24 protein-coding genes are annotated in these 23,895 nt (G+C 43.3%); 12 read left to right on the forward strand and 12 right to left on the reverse strand.

The features are described 5' to 3' along the window. Nucleotides 1-49 precede the first annotated feature (49 nt). The 3 genes from QUA58_RS20675 to QUA58_RS20685 all read right to left on the reverse strand — a co-directional run bounded on the left by QUA58_RS20675 (nt 50) and on the right by QUA58_RS20685 (nt 2,986). Complete coding sequence (locus tag QUA58_RS20675; RefSeq protein ID WP_333395650.1) at nt 50-523, reverse strand: HAD family hydrolase; 474 nt, start codon at nt 521-523, stop codon at nt 50-52. Nucleotides 524-689: 166 nt separating this feature from the next. After that, a complete protein-coding gene (rlmN, locus tag QUA58_RS20680; RefSeq protein WP_333248035.1) occupies nt 690-1,805 on the reverse strand; it encodes a 23S rRNA (adenine(2503)-C(2))-methyltransferase RlmN in 1,116 nt (371 codons plus the stop codon). A gap of 113 nt (nt 1,806-1,918) precedes the next feature. Then, on the reverse strand, nt 1,919-2,986 hold the full coding sequence (locus QUA58_RS20685; RefSeq protein ID WP_333248037.1) for an acyltransferase: 1,068 nt from the start codon (nt 2,984-2,986) through the stop codon (nt 1,919-1,921). A gap of 920 nt (nt 2,987-3,906) precedes the next feature. On the opposite strand from QUA58_RS20685, the gene lgt reads away from it, so the two are divergent. The 3 genes from lgt to QUA58_RS20700 all read left to right on the forward strand — a co-directional run bounded on the left by lgt (nt 3,907) and on the right by QUA58_RS20700 (nt 6,647). Further along, on the forward strand, nt 3,907-4,800 hold the full coding sequence (gene lgt / locus QUA58_RS20690; protein ID WP_333248039.1) for a prolipoprotein diacylglyceryl transferase: 894 nt from the start codon (nt 3,907-3,909) through the stop codon (nt 4,798-4,800). 119 nt (nt 4,801-4,919) lie between these two features. Further along, nucleotides 4,920-5,699: a precorrin-4 C(11)-methyltransferase gene (gene cobM, locus QUA58_RS20695; protein ID WP_333248040.1), complete on the forward strand. Its 780-nt coding sequence runs from the start codon at nt 4,920-4,922 to the stop codon at nt 5,697-5,699. A 102-nt stretch (nt 5,700-5,801) separates the two neighbouring features. Further along, a complete protein-coding gene (locus QUA58_RS20700) occupies nt 5,802-6,647 on the forward strand; it encodes a dienelactone hydrolase family protein (protein WP_333395651.1) in 846 nt (281 codons plus the stop codon). Between the two features lie 170 nt (nt 6,648-6,817). On the opposite strand, the gene QUA58_RS20705 is transcribed toward QUA58_RS20700, so the two are convergent. Beyond that, nucleotides 6,818-8,020 carry a glycosyltransferase family 87 protein gene (locus QUA58_RS20705; protein ID WP_333248044.1) on the reverse strand — a complete coding sequence of 401 codons (1,203 nt, stop codon included), beginning with the start codon at nt 8,018-8,020 and terminating at the stop codon, nt 6,818-6,820. Between the two features lie 286 nt (nt 8,021-8,306). Between QUA58_RS20705 and QUA58_RS20710 the strand changes: the two genes are divergently transcribed. Beyond that, nucleotides 8,307-8,789 (forward strand): flavin reductase family protein, encoded by a 483-nt coding sequence (locus tag QUA58_RS20710; RefSeq protein ID WP_333056840.1) that lies wholly within the window; start codon nt 8,307-8,309, stop codon nt 8,787-8,789. Between the two features lie 49 nt (nt 8,790-8,838). Here the strand turns inward: QUA58_RS20710 and QUA58_RS20715 are convergent, their stop codons facing one another. Further along, entirely contained in the window at nt 8,839-9,402 is a 564-nt protein-coding gene (locus tag QUA58_RS20715; RefSeq protein WP_445243623.1) for a pyroglutamyl-peptidase I family protein, read from the reverse strand. On the opposite strand from QUA58_RS20715, the gene hisH reads away from it, so the two are divergent. From hisH to QUA58_RS20750, 7 genes are all read left to right on the forward strand, one after another. Further along, nucleotides 9,392-10,027: an imidazole glycerol phosphate synthase subunit HisH gene (gene hisH / locus QUA58_RS20720; RefSeq protein ID WP_333395654.1), complete on the forward strand. Its 636-nt coding sequence runs from the start codon at nt 9,392-9,394 to the stop codon at nt 10,025-10,027. The genes QUA58_RS20715 and hisH overlap by 11 nt on opposite strands. Nucleotides 10,028-10,292: 265 nt before the next feature. Further along, nucleotides 10,293-10,835 carry a 16S rRNA (guanine(966)-N(2))-methyltransferase RsmD gene (gene rsmD / locus QUA58_RS20725; RefSeq protein WP_333395656.1) on the forward strand — a complete coding sequence of 181 codons (543 nt, stop codon included), beginning with the start codon at nt 10,293-10,295 and terminating at the stop codon, nt 10,833-10,835. A 257-nt stretch (nt 10,836-11,092) separates the two neighbouring features. Next, nucleotides 11,093-12,553, forward strand: a complete 1,461-nt coding sequence (gene glmM / locus QUA58_RS20730) for a phosphoglucosamine mutase (RefSeq protein ID WP_333395723.1) — start codon at nt 11,093-11,095, stop codon at nt 12,551-12,553. A gap of 186 nt (nt 12,554-12,739) precedes the next feature. Beyond that, entirely contained in the window at nt 12,740-13,714 is a 975-nt protein-coding gene (hpsN, locus tag QUA58_RS20735) for a hormogonium polysaccharide biosynthesis glycosyltransferase HpsN (RefSeq protein WP_333395658.1), read from the forward strand. Nucleotides 13,715-13,751: 37 nt separating this feature from the next. Beyond that, nucleotides 13,752-14,921 (forward strand): hormogonium polysaccharide biosynthesis glycosyltransferase HpsO, encoded by a 1,170-nt coding sequence (hpsO, locus tag QUA58_RS20740; RefSeq protein ID WP_333395659.1) that lies wholly within the window; start codon nt 13,752-13,754, stop codon nt 14,919-14,921. 43 nt (nt 14,922-14,964) lie between these two features. Then, entirely contained in the window at nt 14,965-15,312 is a 348-nt protein-coding gene (locus QUA58_RS20745) for a hypothetical protein (protein WP_333395661.1), read from the forward strand. Then, nucleotides 15,309-15,488 (forward strand): hypothetical protein, encoded by a 180-nt coding sequence (locus QUA58_RS20750; protein ID WP_332977946.1) that lies wholly within the window; start codon nt 15,309-15,311, stop codon nt 15,486-15,488. Before QUA58_RS20745 ends, QUA58_RS20750 begins: the two co-directional genes overlap by 4 nt. A gap of 152 nt (nt 15,489-15,640) precedes the next feature. Here QUA58_RS20750 and QUA58_RS20755 read toward each other — a convergent pair whose 3' ends face one another. Together QUA58_RS20755 and QUA58_RS20760 are read right to left on the reverse strand one after the other, a co-directional pair. Next, the gene (locus QUA58_RS20755) at nt 15,641-16,273 is read right to left on the reverse strand and encodes an RloB family protein (RefSeq protein WP_333395664.1); all 633 of its coding nucleotides are present in this window, start codon (nt 16,271-16,273) and stop codon (nt 15,641-15,643) included. Continuing rightward, nucleotides 16,266-17,555, reverse strand: a complete 1,290-nt coding sequence (locus QUA58_RS20760) for an ATP-binding protein (RefSeq protein WP_333395666.1) — start codon at nt 17,553-17,555, stop codon at nt 16,266-16,268. The genes QUA58_RS20755 and QUA58_RS20760 overlap by 8 nt, the downstream gene beginning before the upstream one ends. Before the next feature lie 99 nt (nt 17,556-17,654). On the opposite strand from QUA58_RS20760, the gene hpsP reads away from it, so the two are divergent. Further along, on the forward strand, nt 17,655-18,869 hold the full coding sequence (gene hpsP / locus QUA58_RS20765) for a hormogonium polysaccharide biosynthesis glycosyltransferase HpsP (RefSeq protein ID WP_333395668.1): 1,215 nt from the start codon (nt 17,655-17,657) through the stop codon (nt 18,867-18,869). Nucleotides 18,870-18,881: 12 nt separating this feature from the next. Here the strand turns inward: hpsP and QUA58_RS20770 are convergent, their stop codons facing one another. The 5 genes from QUA58_RS20770 to QUA58_RS20790 all read right to left on the reverse strand — a co-directional run bounded on the left by QUA58_RS20770 (nt 18,882) and on the right by QUA58_RS20790 (nt 23,716). Further along, nucleotides 18,882-20,855 carry a TerD family protein gene (locus QUA58_RS20770; protein WP_333395670.1) on the reverse strand — a complete coding sequence of 658 codons (1,974 nt, stop codon included), beginning with the start codon at nt 20,853-20,855 and terminating at the stop codon, nt 18,882-18,884. 159 nt (nt 20,856-21,014) lie between these two features. Next, complete coding sequence (locus QUA58_RS20775; RefSeq protein ID WP_333395673.1) at nt 21,015-21,230, reverse strand: hypothetical protein; 216 nt, start codon at nt 21,228-21,230, stop codon at nt 21,015-21,017. Between the two features lie 33 nt (nt 21,231-21,263). Then, entirely contained in the window at nt 21,264-21,824 is a 561-nt protein-coding gene (locus QUA58_RS20780) for a TerD family protein (protein ID WP_333395675.1), read from the reverse strand. 233 nt (nt 21,825-22,057) lie between these two features. Continuing rightward, nucleotides 22,058-22,465, reverse strand: a complete 408-nt coding sequence (locus QUA58_RS20785; protein WP_333395678.1) for a DUF4359 domain-containing protein — start codon at nt 22,463-22,465, stop codon at nt 22,058-22,060. A gap of 285 nt (nt 22,466-22,750) precedes the next feature. Further along, a complete protein-coding gene (locus tag QUA58_RS20790) occupies nt 22,751-23,716 on the reverse strand; it encodes a M48 family metallopeptidase (protein WP_333395680.1) in 966 nt (321 codons plus the stop codon). Between the last annotated feature and the right edge of the window lie 179 nt (nt 23,717-23,895).

A 23,895-nucleotide genomic window follows, 5' to 3' on the forward strand; every position in this document is an offset into this window, starting at 1 on the left:
AGGTGTGATTTTTTAACATTTTACCTGTTTCTAAACTAAGTATAAATACTTACTTCCTTAATGGGATGCTCCCGATTTTTTTAATATATTGAGCTAGGTTTAATGCCTTAATTTTCTCGCTTTGCCCGTCCCAAGGCCCATTTGTAAGAATAGCAGTATTAATTTCTTTGTCTTCTAAAGTTTTTAGTAAGGGAATCACATCATCAAATAATGTTATTGCGTGATTAGCCTCTTTCATGTAAATAGAATTTAGTGCTGAAGAAAACGCTAAAGGATTTTCGTGAGCGCCTTGTATAACATCAGCATAGCGACGCAACCTATACTCGTCCCTTGAAATAACTCCATTAACAAATTGTCGGAACAACGTAGGTTCTATTAAGCTATAACTATTCCAGAATTGGTTAACATCTATCCCAGATAATTCAAGAACTCGATTAACAAGATTTATTGCGTTTTTTTTAGCTTTCTGATAATCACAAAGTGTATCATCTAAATCAAAAATGACGTATTTTATTATAGCCAATTATTTCTTCCACCCTAATTGTTCATCCCAAATTATACGAACTCCAACACCAACTGTTCCCGATCGATACAGCTCGTAGTAGGGTGCGTCAGATCGTAGCTGGTCGATTTTTGATGAAATCACGCACTCGCTCCGCACCCTACAAGATTATTTATCGGTTAAAAATCTATTTTTCAACCTCAGAAGCCCGCAATTGTCCGCAGGCGGCATCTGCTTCTAAGCCGCGAGAATACCGCACGCTAACTGCAATTTTCTTTTCCTTCAAAACCGAAACAAAACTGTTGATTCGATTGGGAGTCGGTCGCTGATATTCAGCTTCCTGAATCGGATTGTAAGGAATTAAATTGACGTGACACTGAAAACCGCGCAACTGATTTGCTAACTCGGCTGCGTGTTCTGGTAAATCATTTACGTTTGCTAAAAGCACGTATTCAAAGCTTAATCTGCGGCCGGTCGATCGCACATATTCCCGACATTCTGCCACTAACTCACCCAAAGGATAAGGGCGGGCGCTAGGAATTAACTCTTCGCGCAATCTTTGATTGGAAGCGTGGAGGCTGACGGCGAGGGTAATTTGCAGTTGATGTTCGGCTAGTTGGGTGATGCGATTGCGGATGCCGACTGTGGAAACGGTGATGTTGCGCTGTCCAATTCCTACGTCTTGATTCAAACACTTGACAGCAGCTACGACGTTATCGAAATTCAGCAGCGGTTCGCCCATCCCCATAAATACGATGTGGCTGACTCGGCGGCCGAAATCTTGCTGTACTGTCAAGACTTGATCGACGATTTCGTTTACTTCTAAATTGCGCTTGAAACCGCCTTTGCCGGTGGCGCAAAAATCGCAGCCCATCGCGCAGCCAACTTGCGCCGAAACGCACACAGTCAGCCGTTTATCGGTGGGAATGCCGACTGTTTCAATAATTTGACCGTCTGCTAATTTTAGGAGATACTTTACTGTGGCATCCGGTGCGACCGATCGCAAATGAATAGTCGATCGCCCGATCGGGATTTTAGCAACAGTCTCGCGCCATTGTTTCGAGAATACAGAAATGTCAGAGAGCGATCGCGCACCTCTCTCATAAATCCACTGGTACAACTGCTTCCCGCGATAAGCGGGTTGCCCGTTTTGCTGCACCCACTCCGTTAACTCAGCCAAACTCGCGCCCAACAACGGCGGAATTTTACCAGACTCAACAGCCAAAGCAGCAGTCTTGCGAGACTGATTCGCACCCTTGGAATTACCAGAAGAGTACACCTGAGAAACGGAGGTAGGGGACATAGGTCATCAGAAAAAATTTACGATCACTCTCTATACTAAAACTTCTTGACCAAAACTGCCGTCTATCTGTGACGAAATTGGCGAAATTCTGCTTAGTAAATATTTTATGGCGTTTAACTTGAAGAAGATGAAAACCGCTTGCGGAGCTTGGTGCATGGCAACTCTATATACCTATAAATTGCATAGGCTAATGTAAAGGAAATCAGAAGACTTATCGCTCCCTGCACAACCATAGGCATTTGATTAAAATAAAAATGAATACCTTGAAGGGTTGTATCGTGTACTAGATAAAGCGAGTATGAAAGTAAACCAATAAACCGCATCCATTTCCAATTTAGAGGTTTAAATATTAGCCAATCTGGAAAACGGATAGCAGCCACGAAACAAAGATGTAGTCCAATACCTTGAACAGTGAAACGAACTGTATTTTCAAACTCTGGATAACGACAGATAAAAGACACAATAATTAAAGTTATTCCTAATGGTAGTAAGAAATACTTCCAAAATCGCTCTGAGCCATAGGGAGCGTCTAATACTGGGTTACCATAGACCGCTAATGCACAGCCAAACAATATGCTATCCATTCGGGTATCTGATAAATGAAAGATCCGCTGTTCAGTTGCTCCCATGCCAAAAACTAGAACACATCTCCACAGTAGAAACAATATGCACAAACCCCAACAAATTAACATTTGCTGTTTGGGCTTTAAACGCATTTTCATTAAAAGTATGTATAAAAAAGGAAAAATTAAGTAGAAGTGTTCTTCAACGGCAAGAGACCAATACACATCTGTACCAATAGCTACTCCAGTGTTACCATTAAAAAATTCATAATAGTTATAATAATGTAGAGCCTGACTTAAAAAACCGGGCAGTCTCAGTTCGCCTTGCAATACCCCTAGTAATGTTAAAATAGATGCCATAAATAAAACTGCATAAAAACCAGGCAGTATTCGCACTACACGTCGCAAATAAAAATATTTGATATTAATCACTTGATTTTGTTCGTATTCACGTCTCAGCAAGGTTGTAATTAGATAACCGCTCAAAAAGAAAAAAGTTGTTACACCCAATCCTCCCGGCACAATATAACCCATTCCTGCATGAGATAAAAAAACAATTAAAAAAGCAATAGTCCTAATTCCATCCAATGAAGGAATGTAAAATTTTGATGCTGTCATATTTTTTTGTTAAGATTTAATTTTTTTGATATTTGCATATTACTGCCAATATTTTTTGGGTATCGAGTTTTACTTACCTTGCGGTCAAAGTCGTTATAGCCTTTCTCAAAAAGGTGAGGTACGAATTTTGACCTGAAAAGATTGATGCTTCAGGGTTTCGGCATACCTCATTTATCTGATAACCGCTATACTCTACCTGAGATATTTGGATTAGTGCAGTTGTTGGAGCAGCGCCAAACACCAACAGGTGATGCTTTCCCAGGACTCTTGGTCACAAATCTGACAATTAAGCGTATTGATTAAGGGTATTGATGAGGAATGGTTGTATCTTAAGTGGGATGAGCTAACTTGTCAATATTTTTGCGTACAAGCCTGATTTGGCTGGGCTGCGACCAAAACTCGTCCCAAAATAGCGACGAGTCCTCTCCTGCTAAAATTGAGATCTCCTCCCACTTGATTAACGACAATAACCACTAGATATAGCAATCCTAAATAATTTTCAGTAGGGACTAAGGCCAAGCCGTGTCCGGGACACGGCACTCTACAGATGGATTTTGGGTAAATCACATTTATGTTCGCCGCACGTGATAATGATTTAGGATTGCTATAGAGGGTTGAGAATAGTTAAATCTGTCGATCGAAGTCTGCCTTCTCAAAACCTAGCCAGACGCGATCGCAAACAACAGTGGTGCGTTCTGCCATTTGCTATGACTCTTTTTTGAAAATTTTTTTGATGTCGTACCGCCTTTAATCTAAAAGTATTTTAAGGACAGCATTTTTTATACAGTTAAAAAATATTTTTTCGGCACTATTCCCCAAATATTGCGTCTAAACGACCGCAGCCATCTAAAATAAACTCTGTAGTTTGTAAATAGGGTATGCAAATTTGACAGGCTTACAGCACAATTAATGGAACTTTTATGGTGCTAAATATTCTTGCGCTGCCCTTAGCGTTTCAATTTACATCCCCCGGCCCGATTATCTTTCAACTCGGCCCCGTAGCTATCCGTTGGTACGGGCTGTTGATAGCTTCTGCCGTCTTAATTGGGGTCAGTCTGTCCCAATATTTGGCCGAAAAGCGCCGCGTCAACCCAGAATTGCTGGGCGATTTAGCAATTTGGCTGGTTCTGGGCGCTATTCCTTGTGCCAGAATTTACTACGTGGCTTTCGAGTGGCCACAATATGCCCAGAGACCCGAAGACATTATTGCGATTTGGAAAGGTGGAATTGCCATTCACGGCGCGATTTTGGGCGGCACGATCGCAGCTTTGATTTTTGCGAAAATCCAGCGAGTTTCTTTTTGGCAAATGGCAGATTTAATCGCGCCTTCGGCAATTCTCGGTCAGGCGATCGGACGCTGGGGAAATTTCTTTAACTCCGAAGCTTTTGGCAGTCCTACGGATTTGCCTTGGAAACTCTATATTCCCCCAAACAGCAGGCCGGCAGCCTACGCTAATTTTGAATACTTCCACCCCACATTTCTCTACGAATCCCTGTGGAATTTGACAGTATTTGGGTTGCTTCTGACTTTGTTTTTCCGCGATTTGCAGGGCAAAATTCGCTTGAAAATTGGTGCTTTGTTTTTGGTTTATATCGCAGCTTACAGTTTGGGTAGAGTCTGGATTGAAGGGTTGCGGACTGATAGTTTGATGTTCGGGCCGCTGCGGACGGCGCAAATGGTAAGCTTGACTGGGATTGTTTTAGGGTTAGGCGGTTTGGCTTGGCTTTATTTGCTCGATCGACCTTTACCCGATGTTGTCTCCCCCAATAGCGATCGGGCAAATATCGATCGCAAATCCCCAGAGGATCAATAAAAAACCCCAGAGAGGTTAGTCTCTAGGGTTCAAACCAGGGTGCATCTACCATCCCTTACTTCCAACCAAAATAGGTGCATCCGGAAGCGTCGGTAAATTTAGCAAATTTTTTAGCAGCCATGAGTTTGACAGAGATTCCATCCCTAATTCCAGGGGTATACATTGTAGGTGCAGGCCCCGGAGACCCGGATTTGTTGACTGTTAAGGCTCAAAAACTACTGGCTGCCGCCGATGTCATATTATTTGCTGATTCCCTAGTCCCAGAGCAAATTTTGCAGGGAGTGCGCGCAGATGCTGAAGTGATCCAAACTGCGGATAAGACCCTCGAAGAGATTGTACCTTTGATGGTGGAGCGAGTGCGCGCCGGCAAAAGCGTCGTCCGCCTCCATTCGGGCGATCCCTGTCTCTACGGGGCCGTCGGCGAACAAATGCAAGCTTTGGCCTCCGAGGGAATTGCTTTTGAGGTAATCCCGGGAATTAGCGCTTTCCAACTTGCGGCAGCTAAACTTAAAATTGAGTTGACAGTTCCGGGAGTTGTGCAGACAATTATTTTGACCAGAATTAGCGGCCGCACGGAAGTGCCGGAACGTGAAGAATTAGCTAGTTTGGCAGCTCATCAAGCAAGTTTGTGTCTGTATTTGAGCGCGCGCCATGTCGAACAGGCTCAAGCTAAGTTGATGGAACATTACCCGTCTGATTTGCCTGTAGCTATTTGTTATCGGTTGGGCTGGCCGGATGAAAAAATTGTCCTAGTTCCTCTTGACAAAATGGCCGTTGCTACACGCGAAAATAATTTGATCAGAACGACAATGTATGTGATTAGTCCGGCGTTGGGGAAAGAAGCTCAAGGGCGATCGCGCTTGTACCATCCAGAGCACGATCGGCTTTTCCGTCAGTAGTCATTAGTCATTGGTTATTTGTTAGTTCCAATTACCAATGCCCAATCCCCCCGCTTCGATCCACCCAATGCCCAATGCCCAATGCCCTATTCCCCATTACAAATGAAAGATTTAACTCGCAGACAATTTATCATTGTCACCGCATTAAGCGCCGGATTTGCCTTAGCAGTTCATCCTATTGCCGCTGCCGTTATCAATACGGATGCTGCTGGCTTAGTTGCAGGTGAGGTAAAAATTCCTGTAAAAGACGGCTCAATTCCAGCATACAGAGCCATGCCAGCCACCGGCAGCAATTTTCCAGTAATTTTAGTAATTCAAGAAATCTTCGGAGTTCACGCCCACCTTCAAGATATTTGCCGCCGTTTTGCAAAATTAGGTTATTTAGCGATCGCCCCAGAAATGTTTGCCCGTCAAGGTGATGTTTCTAAAATCACCGACATCCAAGAAATTATTAGTAAAGTTGTCTCGAAAGTTCCTGACGTTCAAGTTATGTCTGATTTAGATGCTACCGTAGAGTGGGCACAAAAGTCAGGAAAAGGCAATACTAATAAGTTGGGAATTACAGGATTTTGCTGGGGTGGCAGAATTGTTTGGCTGTACTCTTCCCACAACCCGAAAGTCAAAGCGGGAGTGGCTTGGTACGGGCGTGTGGTTGGCAATTCTACGGATTTAACTCCCAAACAGCCGATCGACATTGCAGCCAGTTTGAAAGTGCCCGTATTGGGGCTTTACGGCGATAAAGACACCTCAATTCCCAACGATACAGTCGAGAAAATGCGACAAGTTCTCAAAACTGGCAGCAGCGGTTCCGAAATAGTGCTTTATCCAGATACGCCGCACGGTTTTAACGCCGACTATCGCCCCAGTTACCGGGAAAAAGAAGCTGAGGATGCTTGGAAACGGATGCAAGATTGGTTTAAGAAGCACGGAGTTGCACAAGAGTTTTGAGATTTCTTCGTTCTTGGCAACCCTTCGCCCCTCGATGAGTTTTGAAGTTCATAAACCCGGTTTATTCGTAGATATTTAGTCGCCCAACCAGGATTTTTGCGGCGTATAAACCGGGTTTATGAGGCAAGCGCCTCTTATGATAATTTCTGCCCCTGGCAACTCTGCGAAAATCAAGCCATTTTTTGCAGAAATCCTTGATTGGATTTAGCTTTCATGCTGAATGCAAGAACACCAACTACCAGCATCAAAACAACAATTGTTCTCCAGTGAATCAAAAAAGGCAAACCCGCAGCTAAAAATATCCGTCTCGGAAAAAACAGCAGAAAAACTAAAGCAATACTGCCGATTGAAGCTTTGCGGTTATTCTTGCTGCAATACAGCCACAGCGATGTCACAATCGGGAACAAACCTACATAATCATAAACGTGAGTATATCCCAGAAAAGTGAAGGATATACCCATCAGCAGAGCCAAGACATCTTCTCGATTAATTTTATTGCGGAATACCCACAGCAGAACCGCTAAAATTACTGCCACAATCTTGATAGCCGGTATCTTCAAGCCGAAAGAAGCGAAAAGACTTTCCATACCAACTTTATCTTGAAACCCCGGTTGATTGAAAGGCAAAGAACTATAGCTGTCTTGAATTCCTTGATGCCATGCTGCCAGCATCCCAACGGGCCCGCCGTACAGCACCAATGGGTAAGCGCTCATAATTGTAACCGTTGCGAAGGCTACAGCTAATATTTTCCAGTTCCGTTCTAGCAAAAACCAAATACCGAGCAATAAGCATAGTTGTGGCTTAAAACTGGCGATACCTAAACAGATTCCTGCCCATACAAATTTTTCCCGTTGGCTGAAAAACCAAGCAGCCATGGTCGCAGAAAAAGCCATCAAAGAAGTTTGACCCATCCACACAACGTGGGCCGTGAATGGGTTGCCGATAATTATCGCAGCCATAATCCAACCGCCCAGGTGATTTTCACTATTATTTTGATGTTGATTGACGGTACGAACAGTCATGAAAATAATAGCTGCGATTGACAGCAAGTTGAGTAATAGCCAGACGAATTTGGCAACAGAGTAATCAAAAATACCGACCAACATACACAATGCGGCTGATTGAGGAGGATAAAAGAAAGCGGCATTTTCCAGACCGTCAATTTCCTTTATTCCTGCTACACTTTTAGTCAGCATATCGTGGTTGTAGGCATTCAAACCCGTCAGCCAAGCACGTCCAGCAGCATAAAGGACGGCACCGTCAGCATTGAGCGAGCCGTCTCTGCCAATCCCTACTATGCCGAAACAAATTAGAGATAATATACTGACGGCTAAAAGACCTAAACCAAAGTTCCGCTTAAACGATTCTGTCATCGAATTATCTCCGATTTTGTTAACGAATTGAGCAACTACGTTGAGATTGCAATATTAATGGCTAAAGTTTTAACACAGCATATAGTTAGTTGCAAAAAAATCCGAGGAACTTAATTTAACTTAATAAAAATAAATGTTGGGTGAAGCAGAAGATTTGGTATCGAAAAAAACAATATTGGCAATCTCAACAGTTTCGGTATGGCGATCGCCCTTAAGACAGTTGGGTTTGGGTGCGCGACATTGGTAAACTGGGCGGTGTAGAATTATAGATCGAACAGGTAAGCCCGTGCTAGACGAACAAGCTAAAAAGACCATCTTGCGGAAAATCCCTCACGGATTGTACATCTGCGGTGTCAAAGACGGGGAGGAAGTCAACGGTTTCACCGCTAGCTGGGTGATGCAATCTTCCTTTACCCCTCCCTTAGTTGTCAACTGCGTCAAGCAAGACTCCAAATCCCACGCCATGATCAAAGCCAGCGGTGTCTTTGCTTTGAGTTTCCTAGAAGCAGGGCAAAAAGAGTTAGCCCAGAAATTCTTTAAACAGCAGCGCCGCGTTGGCAATAAATTTGAGGATGTAGAATTTTATCCGGGCGCGGAAACTGGTTGTCCGATTATCTCGGATTCTCTGGGTTACATCGAGTGCAAAGTTGTCGGTGCTGTGGAACACGGGGATCACACGGTTTATGTGGGAGAAGTTTTGGCAGCCGGCGTCCACCGAGAAGGCAATCCGTTGCTGCTAGAAAGCACCGGTTGGAATTACGGCGGCTAAAGACTTGGCAGTTGGCAACTGGCAGTTGTCAGTTGTCAGTTGTCAGTTGTTAAGTGAGGCGAGTTAAAATTAATAAAAAATCGGCGACAATTTTGTCGGCATTTTCTTCTGTCAAAATTGGTACGTGTACGAAAATACATTTGGTGCTAAGTAGAGAATCTGCAAGGTGTTTTAAAACTGCATAATAGAGGGCTTCGCATACAAATTTTCCTGCTTCGTGACTGATTTCGGTTGCTGCTAAATCAGCGACTAGCGGTTCGAGATTAACTACGGTTTTCAGAATGTCGCGATCGCAACAAGCGCAAGATTCTACGGTTAATTTTTGCCGACTCTCGGCCATGCCGCAGCAGATAATAGTGTCGGGTTGGAGTTGGTTGATTTTGGCGATCGCTAAATTAGGTGCTAGCTGAAAATCTACTGGCAGTTTCCTCAAAAAAGTCAGGGAATCAGGCAAAGATTTGATTTGGGAAATCTTGGCTAATAAATCGTCCGAAGAGTTGGATTTCTGATGGGGAAGCCAAGTATCAAATGAGGTGAGCAGGATTTTCGCCGTCATATTTGTGCAATAATACTGATATTGATAATATAAGGCAAGTAAGTCAATGTCTGTCATTGCAGTAGTGGACTATGACATGGGCAATCTGCACTCGGTCTGTAAAGGCTTGGAAAATGTGGGTGCAGTACCAAAAATTACAGATTCTCCTGCTATAATCGAGCAGGCGGATGCGGTGGTTTTGCCGGGGGTGGGTTCCTTTGACCCGGCAATGCAGAATTTACGATCGCGCAATTTGATAGAACCGATAAAAAGGGCGATCGCCTCGGGGAAACCTTTTTTAGGCATTTGTTTGGGTTTGCAAATTCTATTTGAAAGTTCCGAAGAAGGCGTAGAACCGGGATTGGGCGTTATTGCGGGAAAAGTGCGCCGATTTCGCTCGGAACCGGGTTTGACAATTCCCCACATGGGATGGAATCAATTGCAATTAACTCAGCCGGATTTGTCGCTGTGGCAAAATTTACCGTCCGATCCTTGGGTTTATTTCGTGCATTCTTATTATGTCGATCCAGTTGATTTGGAAGTGCGATCGGCAATTGTGACTCACGGTAGTCAAAATGTGACGGCGGCTATAGCTAAAGGCAATCTGATGGCTGTGCAATTTCACCCGGAAAAGTCTTCGACTACGGGATTGCAAATGCTGTCAAATTTTGTCAGTCTGGTGAGGGAAAAAGTACCTGCTTAGGTGGCATGAGTCTTGAAAATCCCGGTAGATTGCCGAAACTGGGTTTGACATTTTTAAAAGTATTCTTCCTTCCGGACATCCGTTACATCTGAGATGTTGCACCATTCTCAATTACTTGTTTAGGAACAGGCAAGATGCCTGTTCCACAAGAAAATTCACTCTTTGTGGAACAGGCATCTTGCCTGTTAAGCGAGAATGGTGCAAGATGTGAGTTACATCCGTTACATCCGTTACAAAATCCGTTGCCGAACTTCCTTCTTCCTAAATGAGCCTGAGAATCTGTGGCAATCGCCAAATCAAAACCCTGCCGGGACTCGCAACTCGCCCTACACCTTCGCGAGTCAGAGAAGCTTTATTTAATATTTGGCAAGGGACGATCGCAGATTGTAGATGGCTTGACATTTGTACCGGCAGTGGTTCGATGGGTGCAGAGGCTTTGTGTCGGCAAGCCGCGAGTGTCACCGGTATCGAACAGTCGGCGAAAGCTTGTGCAATTATCCGCGAAAACTGGGAGAAAATAGCAGATTCTTCTCAAGAAGTCCAAATATTGCGGGGAGACGCGATCGCAAAATTGACGGCACTAGCGGGACAGCAGTTCGATCGCATTTACTTCGATCCGCCCTACGCCAGCGACTTGTACGAACCTGTGTTAAACACGATCGCCAGCCAAGAAATGCTAGCACTCCTCGGCGAAATCGCGATCGAACACAGCCCGGAGCGATCGACACAAGCGATTTCCGGCCTAGAAATTTGTCGCCACAAAGTATACGGCAATACAGCATTAACCTTCTATACCCGCAGTTGCTGACAGGATCAAACCGCAGCAGCGTCAAGCCTGGAGACAGGAAGAAACCGGGTTTCGTGGCGTTGGCGCGCCCCCGGTACTAAAAGTTTTTCCCTTGGATACGATACAAACTTTTCCGATGAAGCTAAGCTTTGTGCGTAGGTTGTCAGAGCAAGTTGCTTCAGCAATTGACGAAATAAATGGAGTTTAGGCTGAAAATAAAGCTTTCAGTTGTAACATGAACCCAAAGTGTGAGTGTGAATATTCCTAAAGGAGTGAATATGGTTCAGACACCTTCGCGCCCTCGTGGCAGCGAGTTTCCGGCGGCTAACTCGGTACAGCCAGTCAAACGCGATACGATTCTGCTGGGAGATAGCCTCTCCCTGCCCAATACCAAACTCTTCGGCACAGACGGCATTCGCGGGAAAGTTGGAGAATTGCTGAATGCACCCTTAGCCCTGCAAGTTGGCTTCTGGGCTGGACAAGTTCTACGGCAACATTCCCCCAACCAGGGGCCTGTGATTTTGGGACAAGACAGCAGGAATTCCAGCGATATGCTGGCAATGGCACTGTCAGCGGGTTTGACGGCCGCCGGTTTGGAAGTGTGGAATTTGGGATTGTGTCCCACTCCCTGCGTTGCTTATCTGGCAAGCGTTTCGGAGTCGGTCGGCGGAGTGATGATTTCGGCTTCTCACAATCCCCCAGAAGACAACGGCATTAAGTTTTTCGACTCAAACGGCTCGAAGCTGTCGCAGCAGTTGCAGGAACAAATCGAAGCGGGAATCCGGGGGGCAAAGGTTCCAATTGCTAGCTTGGGTTTGGGACACCACTACCATCGGTCTGAGTTGGTTAAAGATTATGCCACTTCCCTCTGTGATTCGCTGCAACAGATGAATTTGGAGGGAATGCGGATAGTTTTGGATTTGGCTTGGGGGGCGGCCGCGGGTTTGGCGCCGGCGGTGTTCGCGCAAATGGGTGCGGATGTGATCTGTTTGCACGACTCTCCTGATGGATCTCGTATTAATGTTAACTGCGGTTCTACTCATCTCGACAGTTTGCAAGCGGCTGTTTTGGAACACAATGCTGATTTGGGATTTGCTTTTGACGGCGATGCCGATCGAGTTTTGGGTGTTGACAACAAAGGTCGATCGATTGACGGCGATTACATTCTTTATCTGTGGGGTCGGCAGTTGCGCGACTCCCAACAGTTACCATCCAATTTAATTATTTCTACTGTAATGGCTAACCTCGGCTTCGAGCGAGCTTGGGAAGAATTGGGGGGCAAACTAACTAGAACCAACGTGGGAGATCAGTACGTTCACGCTGAAATGCAGCGCACTGGTGCGATGTTGGGCGGCGAACAGTCGGGACACATTCTTTGTCCCCATTACGGTATTAGCGGCGACGGTTTGCTGACAGCTTTGCACTTGGCTTCGCTGGTGCGCCAGTCCGGGCAATCTTTGGCACAATTGGTAAGTGGCAGTTTCCAAACTTATCCGCAGTTGCTGCGAAATATTCGGGTGGACGATCGCGAAAAACGCCTGAAATGGCAGGAGTGTGAGGCAATGCAAAGTGCGATCGATCGTGCTACAACTGCAATGGGAGAACAGGGACGGGTTTTGGTTCGCGCTTCTGGCACTGAACCGCTAATCCGAGTTATGGTAGAAGCTGCCAGCGCCGAATTGGCTAATTTCTGGACTGAAAATTTAGTTTTAGCCGTTGGGCAACACATAGCTATCTGATGGAAATGGGGAATTGCTAAAACTTTTGAATTTTGAGTTTTGAGTTTTGAGTTGAAATCCTTTAATTCAAAATTCAGAAATCAAAATTTCTAACTATTAATTTCTAGTTTTAATCAACTTCTCCAAAAATAACGAGTGGGGCAGGCATCCTGCCTACCCTTAACTTTATTTTCACTCAATTGTGTGATGATGATTTCTGTTGTGATACCCACCTACAACCGCGAGCAGCCCCTGCGAGAGACATTGGCTGATGCAATCCGGCAAAATTACCCGAATTTTGAAGTGCTGGTAATCGATCAAACTCGCACCCACGAATCAGAAACTCAAGTTTATTTAGAGGAATTGGCAAATGCTGACAAAATTCGCTGGTTTAGGGTAGATTGGGCGAGTTTACCTGCTGCTCGAAATTATGCAGTGCGCCGCGCAGTTGGAGAGATTATTTTATTTATTGATGATGATGTACAATTGCCAGATGGTTTTTTGGCGGCTCACGCTGACAACTATTTAGAAAAACCTGATGTGGGATGTGTGGCGGGCAGGGTTTTTGACAGAATGAAACTGGATAATTCTGGAGGTGATTTGGCGATCGAATATTTGCCCTCTGAAGCGATGGATGCAGGCATTGCGTGGTATTTTATCGATTTGGTGCATACAGTAAAACCGCAGCAGGTGCTCTCGGCTAGAGGCTGCAATATGTCATTTCGCTCCTCAGTTTTTGCCGAGTGCGGGCTGAGGTTTGACGAGCGGTTTGCAGGGAGTGCGGTACGGGAGGAGTCGGATTTTTGTTTGAGATTGCGATCGACTGGCATGAAAATTTGGTACGATCCCAATGCCTGTTTAGTTCACTTAGGGGAAGAGAGCGGTGGATGTCACGATGTCAGCACGCGATCGATCGAATATCAAATCACATTTTATCACAACCATTTCCTCATGGGATTAAAAAATTTAACAGCCTTTCAATGCCTGCGATTTTTCACCAAACTCTTTGACTGCCACGTTTTGGGGAATCCGCCTTGCCATAAAAGTCGATCGCCCATTAAAATAATTGTTCGATTTAGTTTTTATATCCTCGGTTTTATCAGTGCCATCAATACATTAATTCAGTCCCTATCGAACGACGGACAAATTTACACCCATCAAGATCACATTAATGCTAAATAATTATTATTACCAATTGTCAATTATCCCTGACTAAAAAATGAGAATTCTCGTTGCCAGCCACACCTATATAGTTGACATCAATCGGGAAAAATTCAAGATATTAGCAAACCTAGAACCCGATATTGAAGTAACAGTTGTAGTGCCGCAGCGTTGGAAACCCGGAGGCATACAAAATAAAATTATAGAAACGCAATTCTATCAGAAAAGTTCATTTAAAGTAGTTCCCCTATCTAATTATAGCCAAAATAATCAAGGTTTGCTAACATTTGGCACTGATTTAATTGAAGTTTTGCAAAAGTTTAGACCGCAGATTATCCAAGTTGAACAAGGTTCAAAATCCCTCGCTTGTGCTCAGCTAATCTTACTAAACAGACTGCTAAAACTGCAAGCAAAAAATATATTCTTTACCTGGTGGAATCTCCCTTATCGATTGAACTGGCCCGTTTCACTCTTAGAAAATTACAATCTTCAGCACACCGATGGAATTATTGCAGGCAACTTAGATGGATCTAACATTTTGCGACAGCGGGGCTATCAAGGTGCGGTGAAAGTAATGCCTCAACTTGGAGTAGATGAAACTTTGTTTCGCCGTACTGGTAAAAACGCTGATTTATCGCGCAGGTTCGGCATTGAACCGACCGATTTTGTGGTAGGATTTGTAGGGCGATTTGTCGAAGAAAAAGGACTGCTAACTTTAGCTGAAGCCTTGGCTGGGTGGAAAAAACTCCCTTGGAAGTGGCTGTTAGTAGGACAAGGAAAATTGCGTGCGCACCTCGCCGAAAAATGTATTGAATGGGGAATCAGCGACCGAATAATCTGGGTAGAAAGCGTTTCCCACGAAGAAATCCCCCCCTACATTAACTTAATGAACTGTTTGGTATTGCCCTCGCAAACCAGCTATAAATTCAAAACTTTGACCACTGTGGGCTGGAAAGAACAATTCGGTCACGTTTTAATCGAAGCGATGGCCTGTAAAATTCCGGTAATCGGTTCCGACTCGGGGGAAATTCCCCACGTCATCGGCGATGCGGGGTTAGTCTTCCCGGAGGGAAATGCAGGGGTTTTGCGCGAGTGTTTGCAGAAATTGATGGAGTCGCCGGAGTTAGCCGCTGATTTGGGCGATCGGGGTTATCATAGAGCGATGAGCAATTATACAAATAAAGCTTTAGCTGAGCAGTTGTTGGAATTTTACAAAGAATTGTTGTAACTGTTAGCAGTATAATGCAAGTGTTAAATAAAAACTGTCGTAAATGGCTATTCCTTCCGACATACGCTCTTTGGTTACCGAACTCTACCAGGTACTAGACGATACAGAGCGCCAAGCAACGCAGGGACTTTTTGCACTTAGAAGAGCAATGTCTCTTTTTCCACAAAATGAAATACTGATGCAATACTTTTCTTCGATCAGTAATTTTCAATTTAACGTAGCAGGTGTTCGCTTACAAGCCGAGCACATGGTGGGCAATGTATTGATGGATGGTGTGCCCGATGAAGATGTTCAAAAAGCAGGAGATTATTTAGCAGCCTTGCTACAGATGGCTCCCGAATCGAAAATTATGATAGACAAAGTAGTTGAGAGATTAGAAGCATTGCCATGAAACAATTACCAGATGAAAGCCTACTGCTGGAAATCCTTGAAATTGTGAAAGCTGCGGAAGCAAAAGCCAGTGAAATGTATGAATTTTCCAAAACAATGGCTCACAATACTCAAATTACAGCAACAAAGAGAGAGGAAGCTGAACAGCTAGATGGGCAGCCTTTTGCAGATAATTAAATTTGGTAATGGGAGATGTTGGTATTTTGATTTAAATAACTATCCCTAATGCGGATTCTCCAAATTATCCCCTCAATTTCCTTGGTATACGAAAGTTGCAGGGCTTACGCATGGGGTGGCTAGAAACCAGGTTTCTACGACTTTCTCCCTCATCAATCAGGAATAAAACTGTTAAGTTCTTCGACTAGCAAATGTACTGTTGTTGAAGGATTATCACTTTCAGGATTGGGGCGATCGTATTCAATTAAAAGCCGTTTTGCGTGTTTAATTGTATCTTGCTGTTTGTCTTTTAATTCCTCATAAATCGTATCGCTGTTTTTCTTATATTCGTGTCCCAATTTATTGGTTAGCATATTTTGATAACGCTGGCGAGAAATTCCCGTATTATAAAAATGGAAGTGCAGCAAATACCACAATTCAAAAGCATCATTTGAATAAGCTACGTCAATGCCGTTATTTCTTGCAAGAGTTATGGCTGAATTAAAATTTTGCAAGTCGTTAGGATTTTTAGGGTTTTTATCGCGATCGAACACGCACCAAAATCGGTCTGTTTCGTCGAATTCTAAGCCGTTTTTTAACTGAATAGCTTTTTCTACTAAACTATTCGTATTTCTTCCTTCTCCTGTGATCTCCAGCTTAATTACCTTTGCGTCTACCGGGAAACTTTTAAAATAGTAGGGTTCTGTTTTCTCACCTTCGCACACGATAAAAAACCATCTTCTACTTTTCTCTTTTCGATCGCCGTAAGGAATCTTGCTTTGTCTAGACGAACTTTTTTTACTCATGAAGTTCACCTATGAGTTCTTTAAAATTACCAATAAAAGGGATAGCGCCATACTTGCCGATAATGTAATCGCGCTCGAATGAGGCATCTTTCCCGACTTTATACTCTACCAAAGAGTACAAATCAGTAGCACCCTTGTTATCCTTTTCAGTAAACCATATTTGATCCTTACGAAAAGTTTTGCTACTGAGTAAGTTTGTATCGTGTGTCGTGAATATAAGCTGTGCGTTGTGCGGATTAGTCTCGTTAGAATTGAATAAACAGATTAATTCGCGAGTAATCAGCGGATGAAGTCTGGCATCAAGTTCATCAATTAATAAAATCTTTCCTGTTCTTAAAGTATCCAGGAGAATGCCTGCTAATGCAAACAGTTTGTTGGTTCCCTCAGATTCATGCTTTTCGATATCGAATGATTCGATCGAAGTTCGCTTACCGTCAGCATCATATTTCGGGTGAAGTGTTTTCACGGTTGGTTTGCTTTCAGAATTAAGATATAAACTACCGCCGTAGGATGTAGCATATAATGCCTTATTATTGGAAATAATAAATACAGGTTGATTTGTGATTTGGATATCAGCAATACCCAAGTCTAATTTTTTGATGAATTCAATAATATCATGCCTGTGGCGATCGTTCTCAAAAGACTCTAAAGTTTCCTTGCGGTATAGCCTATCTTGCAAGCCTGATATCAATTGCAAAGTTTTACTGAACCACAGCAATATTTTGCCTGAAATTTTACCATTAAATTGTGCGACTACAGAAAGAAATAAAGCATTACTTCGGGTTTTATCGATAATTCCTTGTCCCTCTGGGAAATCATCTAATATAAAATTGTCAAAATCCCGTTCAAAAAGCATTTTTTCTTCACTGTCATCAGCTTGAAATAGCCACTCAGAAACAACTTCCCGCGCGTTCACCTCAAAACCGTACCTAAAAGTTTGGTCTTCAAGTATAAAAACGATTTCAAAGAAAGACGGCTCTTTTTCTGTCTCTGTACTTAGCCTGAATGCTTCAATATCGATCGCCTCTGAAACTTGCGTTTCTTTGGATGAGTTGAGGACAAACCATTTCATAAAGTTAATAGCAGCGATAAGATTGCTTTTGCCGCTTGCATTAGCTCCATAAAGAGCAGCACTTTTGAGTAAGCTTAACTTATCATTAATTGGGAATACATTATTTTCGTCCAGCTCTTTGTCTTCCTCAGTAATTGACGAGGCTACCATGCTGAGGGTGACAGTTTCTTTAAAAGATTTGTAGTTGCCGACGCTGAATCCAATCAGCATAACTTGCCTCCGATCGCCTAAATTAGTATAACGTGCAAATTTTGCAATTCTTTCTATGATAACACAACCAGCTACCTCAGCTAACACCAAGTGCTAACCATGCGGATTCTCCAAATTATCCCCTCAATTTCCCTAGTCTACGGCGGGCCAAGTCAAATGGTACTCGGGCTTTCTGCGGCCCTCGCTTCCCGAGGTATTGATGTCACAATTATCACCACAGATTCTAACGGAGATATCGGTCAACATCCCTTAGATGTCTCCTTAAATCAACCAATAAAACAAAACGGTTATCAAATTATTTATTTCCGCTGTTCTCCGTTTCGTAGATATAAGTTTTCTGTGAGTTTATTGCAGTGGTTAAATGAAAATGCGCGACAATTTGACCTCGCCCACATTCACGCTCTTTTCTCACCAGTAACTACCTTTGCCGCCACAATTGCTAGATATCACAAGTTGCCATATATTATGCGTCCCTGCGGTATGCTTGACCCCGCCGATTTGCAGAAAAAAAAGCGCTTGAAACAGATTTATGCCACGCTTTTAGAACGCCATAATTTAGCAGGGGCAGCCGCAATTCACTTCACAAGTAAAGAAGAAGCTAAAATCTCAGAAAGATTTGGTTTGAACTGCACAGGCAAGATGCCCGTGCCACGGGATTTGGACTGCACAGGCAAGATGCCTGTGCCACGGGATTTGGTGATTGCATTGGGGGTGACAGCAGGTTTGTTTCCTAAAAGATTGCGAGAATCTCAAGTGCCAATCATCTTATTTATGTCGCGAATTGAACCTAAAAAAGGGCTTGATTTGTTAATTCCAGCATTAGAAAGTATTTTGGAATCAGGCATAGAGTTTCACTTTATTTTAGCTGGTTCAAATCCCCAAGATGCTGAGTATGAAACACAAATTAAAGGAAAAATTCAGAATTCCAGCTTAGCAAAATACACAACAATAACTGGCTTTGTGAGCGGTGATTTAAAAGTTGAACTATTGACAAAAGCCGACTTATTTGTATTGCCTTCTTATTACGAAAACTTTGGCATTGCTGTAGCGGAAGCGATGGCCGCCGGTGTACCTGTCGCCATTTCCGATCGCATACATATTGCGGAAGACATACAGCAAGCAGAAGCTGGTTGGGTAGAACCTTTGGAAATAGGGGCGATCGCCAATTCAATCAAATCAGCACTTCTCAATCCACAGGAGCGCCAACGCCGGGGATTGAAGGGCCAAGAGTATGCCAAAAAGCATTATAACTGGGAGGCGATCGCCCAACAAACCATTGATGCTTACCAGGAGATTTTGTCATCTCTTAACTAATGCAACAGCCGCTTACCTTTTACTTCTTCTCCTGCTGCGAGTTCTTGTGCTGCTGCTATCAGAATTTGCAGGCGAGATTTTTTCAACGCTGCTATTGCTTTTAACATCAGTAGACTCAGAGTTTGAGGTAGCAGTCGCGGATTTTCTTCTAATTATAATCGGAACATTAACAGATCGACCGCAGGGCCTGCCAAAGGAGTCTATGTTCCTTCGATAATCGCAGATTGCAGCCTGTACACTCGGTTCTTGACAATCTTTAATAAAGCTTTGTGCTAATTGGTAATTATTTCCGTCTCCCTGCTTTGAGAAAAGTTCTCCAGCTTGTTGAAAGTCTGCTACTGCTTGCGTTTTTGTTCCCAACATACAGCGAATAGCACCTCGTTCCAAATAAGCCAAACCATAATTAGGATTAACGCGAATAGCTTGTTCGTAATCGCCGATCGCCTTTTGCTTGTTTCCCAATTCATAGTATGCTTGACCGCGACCGAAATAAGCTTCTGCTAAGTTAGGATTAAATTGTAGAGCTCGATCGTAATTGTAAATTGCCTGCTGCTTGTTTCCCTGTTGGCCAGTAGCAATTCCCAATCCGAGGTAAGCTTGAGGTATGTTCGGATTCAACGCTAAAGCCTGAGTAAAATTGGCGATCGCCCCCGGAACATCTCCCTTTTGAATTTTCAAAGAACCTTGGTTGCTGAAAGTTGCGGCTTTTTGAGCGATCGCAACTCTTTGACTGATAACAGCGCGATTGGCCCGGTAATTAGATAACTTATTTTGAGCTAAATTATAAACAGGTGTACGTGAATCGATCGCTTCTAAAAGTGCGATCGCCTGTTGCCATTTACTTTGCGACTGCTGCCAAACTTCGATCGGATGAGGCGGTTTTTGCACAACCACAGCAGCTTCCATCGCCAATTTTTGAGCCGTTGCTAGACTTTCTGCCGCCTGTAAATTTTGCGCTACTGGAACCAAACTCGGACGCAGTTGCAGCAAATCTGCTCTAGCTTGTTGATACCCAAAGCCGGGGAAGTTAGGAATTTTGTCTAAATTGGCGATCGTTTCTTTAAGTCGTCGATCAAAACTTCTGAGCAGATTTACATCGGTGACTTTCCCTGCATTCTGCGTTTCAACTGCCAGTATTTTCGCTTGCTTCAGCGTTTCATTTCCCGATCGCATAAAGGCGCTCATCCCTGCACCTGTCCCCAATATCAAAACCCCTAAACCTGCTAATAAAGCTGCGGGTATTTTGCGGCTTCGCGAATTATTAACTTGATTGTTAATTCGTGAGGGCTGTACCCTTTGAGTCTGACGAGATTGTTGCGCTTCCGGTTCTGAATCCCCCTCCAAATCCCAGGCCGGCAACTGCAAATCATCTGCTGCTTTTCCTGCTGCCAACTCTCTACTACTGGGAGCAATATTATTGCTATTTCCGCTTTTATATTTGTCAACCAGACTCTGCAATCCTGCTTGATATCCTTCTCCTACTGCCTGAAATCTCCACTCTCCATTCTTTCTATACAAACGACAAAATTCTACAGCAGTCTCTCGGGAAAAGTTCTCTTTTAATTCATAGCGAACCAGTTCGCTTCCCGTATCCAAATTGGTAAGTTTGATAAAAGCATTTTTGATATTGCTAAAACTTGCCTTAATTTTATCTGCTTCGTGAATAGTGACCGCAAAAGTTATTTCCTCAATTTCAGGATTAATTTTCTCTAAAATAACGCCGTAAATACTCTTATTCTCTTGACCTCGGTTGTTTTTATCAGGAATCGATTGCACCACCGAACCGTCACAGGATTGCAGATTATTATAAAAGATAAAATATTTATCATTAGGTAGTTTGCCGTCAGCACCTAGCATAAAGGCAGAGACATCAATCTCGTAGCTTTGTCCGGTCTCTGTCACTTGCCAACCCAGGGCAATCGCCATTTTTTTCAAACCGGGCGCTTCTTTAGAAAAATTAAATCTCTCACCCTTACTTAATTGCATCCCCATCTGCTTATTTGTTAAATATAAAAATTTATACTACTCATCTTAAGGTTAAGTGGCATAATAAGTTATTTAATTAATGAAATTTAACAGAGTTTCTATAATCGCGGGCTTGATTAAAAATATCTGCTGCCTGTCTCTGAATTTATTGAGATTTACTTACAGAGAATTACCCAAGTAAAAACCAGGCTTTTTGCCCCAAGCGGTTTCTACAATTGAACTTAATTTGACATTAGTTTGGAGCATTTTCAAAACTAGGTAGCAAGGTAACAAAGTCACCAAAAGCTCCAGACGAGACTGTTCCGCTTCCGGTTCTGGCTTCACGTCCAACTTCCCAGCCGGGAACTGCAAATCATCGGCTGTTCCCGCTGCCAACTCGTGAGTAATTGGAGCAATATTATTACTGTTTTAGCTGCAATACTTGTCAACAAAACTCTGCAATCCTGCCTGATATCCTGCTCCTACCGCCTGAAACCTCCACTCTCCATTCTTTCTATACAAACGACCAAATTCTACCGCAGTCTCTCGCGAAAAAATTTCTTTTAATTCATAACGAACCAGTTCGCTTTTTGTATCCAAATTGCTAATTTTGATAAAAGCATTTTTGATATTGCTAAAATTTGCATTAAATTTCTCTGCTTCGTGAATAGTGACAACAAAAGTTATTTCCTCAATTTCAGGATTAACTCTTTCTAAGATAACGCCGTAAATAGTCTTATTCTCTTGATATCCGTTGTTTTTTTCAGGAATCGATTGCAGTACCGAACTGTCAAAGGATTGCAGATTATTGTAAAATATAAAATATTTATCGTTAGGTATTTTGCCGTCAGAACCTAGCATAAACGCAGAGACATCAATGTCGTAGCTTTCTCCTGCCTCTGTCACCTGCCAACCGAGGGCGATCGCCATTTTTTTTAAATCCGGCGCTTCCTGAGACATATTAAATCTCTCACCCTTACTTAATTGCATTGCCATCTGCTTATTTCTTAAACCTAAAACTTTATAGTGATCATGTTAATATTAAGTGGGACAATAAGTTTTGTTCTTTAAGAAAACTTAATAATTTGTCTCTAATAGGGGCCATGATTAAAAATATGTGCTACCGATCTCCGAATTTATTGAGATTTCCTGAGAGAGAATTACCTAAGCAAAAACCGGGCTTTTGACAAAACCCGGTTTCGACAATTGAACTTAATTTGACTCTACTTTTGAGCATTTTCTGAACTAGGTGGCAGCGTCACAAAATTACCAAAAGCTCCAACCGTTTGATAGCTTTTTTTGCCCAGTTCAGTTGTGTAAATACTGACCACACCTAAATTTTGACGCTGCGTTGTATTGTCGAGCAAGCTTTCGATCGTGCCCCGCTGCGAAGTCAGCAAATTCTTGCAACTGCCGATCAAAGTATCTGTAATGCCGCCCAAAGCTTTCGGCACGCGAGAATCTTTGCACACAGTGCTTTCCAACTCGTTTTGGAGTACGCCGGAAGCATAAGTTAGGTATTGATCTCTCCCAGGATTTGTAAATGCCATGCCGCCAGCCAGAAGAATCATGGCGATCGCAACTTTTCCCACGTTGCCGAAAAAATTAGAAGTTGACTTGTTAGTATTCATTGGTTTATCAATAATCATTTTTTTTTAGCCCGGTTGAGTTATAAGCTTCTCTTGATTTAAACTACACTTCGTCGGAAACAGATTTCCGAAAGGAGGGGACAGTTTTTAGATTGGAGGCCAGTTCCGAGTAAGTCTCTCACTGGTTTACCTTCCTTTTACCTTCCTTTTTGCCACAGATCCGCTAAATCTCGAAAATAATCTCGATTTTGAGACGGGCAGGATGCCCACCCCACAAGAGTAACTGGTTCCCCAGGCAGAGAGAGCCTGGGGACGAGGAATTGAAACTTAGTTTCGCTTTGATTTTTGCCGATCGATCTCCCGCTGCAATTCTTCAATCTGACGGCGCAAAGCCTCCGTCTCGCTGTTAGGCGTTTGGGACTTGACATCAACCGCACCCTCGGATACCGCCCGCTTGTAGTTCCCCAGCTTAATTTGGCGGTATTCCTCGGAACTTGCCCAGTCTCGCAAATACCGCAGGCGTTCCACCGGGAAAGGGTGACTCAGCATCACGCCCTGGCCGCCGTTGTAAAGTAAAAATTTATACACTTGATTGAGATTGTCTCGATCGAGCTCTTGATAGTTATCAGACTGGCGGATAAATTCTTGCAAACTGCATTGGTCAGCATATTTACTGCTAACTCCCGCAAGTTTCATCATCGTCTTCATCACGCTATTCAAATCATCAGTTACTAACAAAGCCGCCCGATCTGCGGATAATTCCGCCTTGCGCCGCCACTCATAAAAAGCGTAAATTAAACCGCTTCCGACCATATTTCCCAGCCCGAAAGTCATCTCGCCAATGGTCGAGGCGACGCTCATCGCCCACATCGCCATTTGATTTAAAATTGGATGGCCGCATTTTATGTGTCCCAACTCGTGAGCTAGCACTGCCTTGATTTCTGCCTCGTCCAATAAGTCTAAAAGACCCGTATTTAACACTATGTAAGGCTGGTTTTTTCCTAGGGCGTAGCTGTTAACTGCGGGATTTTGAGACACAAACAAACCCGGTTCTGGAAAAACATCTAAATCCTGCACGCACTCCCGAAATATGTGATAAATGCTGGCATACTGGCGCGGCCCGACCTGAATGCTATTTCCCATTAAGTAAACGAATTGCGGTCGTTCGTAGATAAATTCTACAAATTTGCTGGCAATTAAGTCAAATCCCGGTACGCTGCGTAACGCTTCTTCGGCTTGGCGATCGAGGGGATGCTGAAATGCTTCGCTAGAAATTCCAGTATAAGTAGGCATGGTTGTTGCAAAAATTACATGAATAAAATCAGTATACTGAACCGCTGGCGGTACAGACGGACACCTGACTTTTTTGGGTTCTGATTAAATACTGACAAATTAATTGGAAAATTGTGTTGAGTCGATCGACCAAACTTGCGAACACCCACAAATCCTAAAAATAGCGTTAAAATTGTTTT

This window comes from Microcoleus sp. N9_A1 (assembly GCF_036701795.1).
Classification (GTDB): Bacteria; Cyanobacteriota; Cyanobacteriia; order Cyanobacteriales; family Microcoleaceae; genus Microcoleus.

Bases quoted from the DNA above. Each gene is read 5' to 3' on its own strand.
- glmM (WP_333395723.1), top strand. From the start codon at position 11,093: ATGGTTCAGACACCTTCGCGCCCTCGTGGCAGCGAGTTTCCGGCGGCT.
- rlmN (WP_333248035.1), bottom strand. From the start codon at position 1,805: ATGTCCCCTACCTCCGTTTCTCAGGTGTACTCTTCTGGTAATTCCAAG.
- QUA58_RS20705 (WP_333248044.1), bottom strand. From the start codon at position 8,020: ATGACAGAATCGTTTAAGCGGAACTTTGGTTTAGGTCTTTTAGCCGTC.
- QUA58_RS20780 (WP_333395675.1), bottom strand. From the start codon at position 21,824: ATGCAATTAAGTAAGGGTGAGAGATTTAATATGTCTCAGGAAGCGCCG.
- hpsP (WP_333395668.1), top strand. From the start codon at position 17,655: ATGCGGATTCTCCAAATTATCCCCTCAATTTCCCTAGTCTACGGCGGG.
- cobM (WP_333248040.1), top strand. From the start codon at position 4,920: ATGAGTTTGACAGAGATTCCATCCCTAATTCCAGGGGTATACATTGTA.
- QUA58_RS20685 (WP_333248037.1), bottom strand. From the start codon at position 2,986: ATGACAGCATCAAAATTTTACATTCCTTCATTGGATGGAATTAGGACT.
- hpsO (WP_333395659.1), top strand. From the start codon at position 13,752: ATGAGAATTCTCGTTGCCAGCCACACCTATATAGTTGACATCAATCGG.
- QUA58_RS20770 (WP_333395670.1), bottom strand. From the start codon at position 20,855: ATGCAATTAAGTAAGGGTGAGAGATTTAATTTTTCTAAAGAAGCGCCC.
- QUA58_RS20715 (WP_445243623.1), bottom strand. From the start codon at position 9,402: ATGACAGACATTGACTTACTTGCCTTATATTATCAATATCAGTATTAT.
- hisH (WP_333395654.1), top strand. From the start codon at position 9,392: ATGTCTGTCATTGCAGTAGTGGACTATGACATGGGCAATCTGCACTCG.
- QUA58_RS20700 (WP_333395651.1), top strand. From the start codon at position 5,802: ATGAAAGATTTAACTCGCAGACAATTTATCATTGTCACCGCATTAAGC.
- QUA58_RS20785 (WP_333395678.1), bottom strand. From the start codon at position 22,465: ATGAATACTAACAAGTCAACTTCTAATTTTTTCGGCAACGTGGGAAAA.
- QUA58_RS20760 (WP_333395666.1), bottom strand. From the start codon at position 17,555: ATGCTGATTGGATTCAGCGTCGGCAACTACAAATCTTTTAAAGAAACT.
- hpsN (WP_333395658.1), top strand. From the start codon at position 12,740: ATGATGATTTCTGTTGTGATACCCACCTACAACCGCGAGCAGCCCCTG.
- QUA58_RS20755 (WP_333395664.1), bottom strand. From the start codon at position 16,273: ATGAGTAAAAAAAGTTCGTCTAGACAAAGCAAGATTCCTTACGGCGAT.
- rsmD (WP_333395656.1), top strand. From the start codon at position 10,293: ATGAGCCTGAGAATCTGTGGCAATCGCCAAATCAAAACCCTGCCGGGA.
- lgt (WP_333248039.1), top strand. From the start codon at position 3,907: ATGGTGCTAAATATTCTTGCGCTGCCCTTAGCGTTTCAATTTACATCC.
- QUA58_RS20790 (WP_333395680.1), bottom strand. From the start codon at position 23,716: ATGCCTACTTATACTGGAATTTCTAGCGAAGCATTTCAGCATCCCCTC.
- QUA58_RS20745 (WP_333395661.1), top strand. From the start codon at position 14,965: ATGGCTATTCCTTCCGACATACGCTCTTTGGTTACCGAACTCTACCAG.
- QUA58_RS20750 (WP_332977946.1), top strand. From the start codon at position 15,309: ATGAAACAATTACCAGATGAAAGCCTACTGCTGGAAATCCTTGAAATT.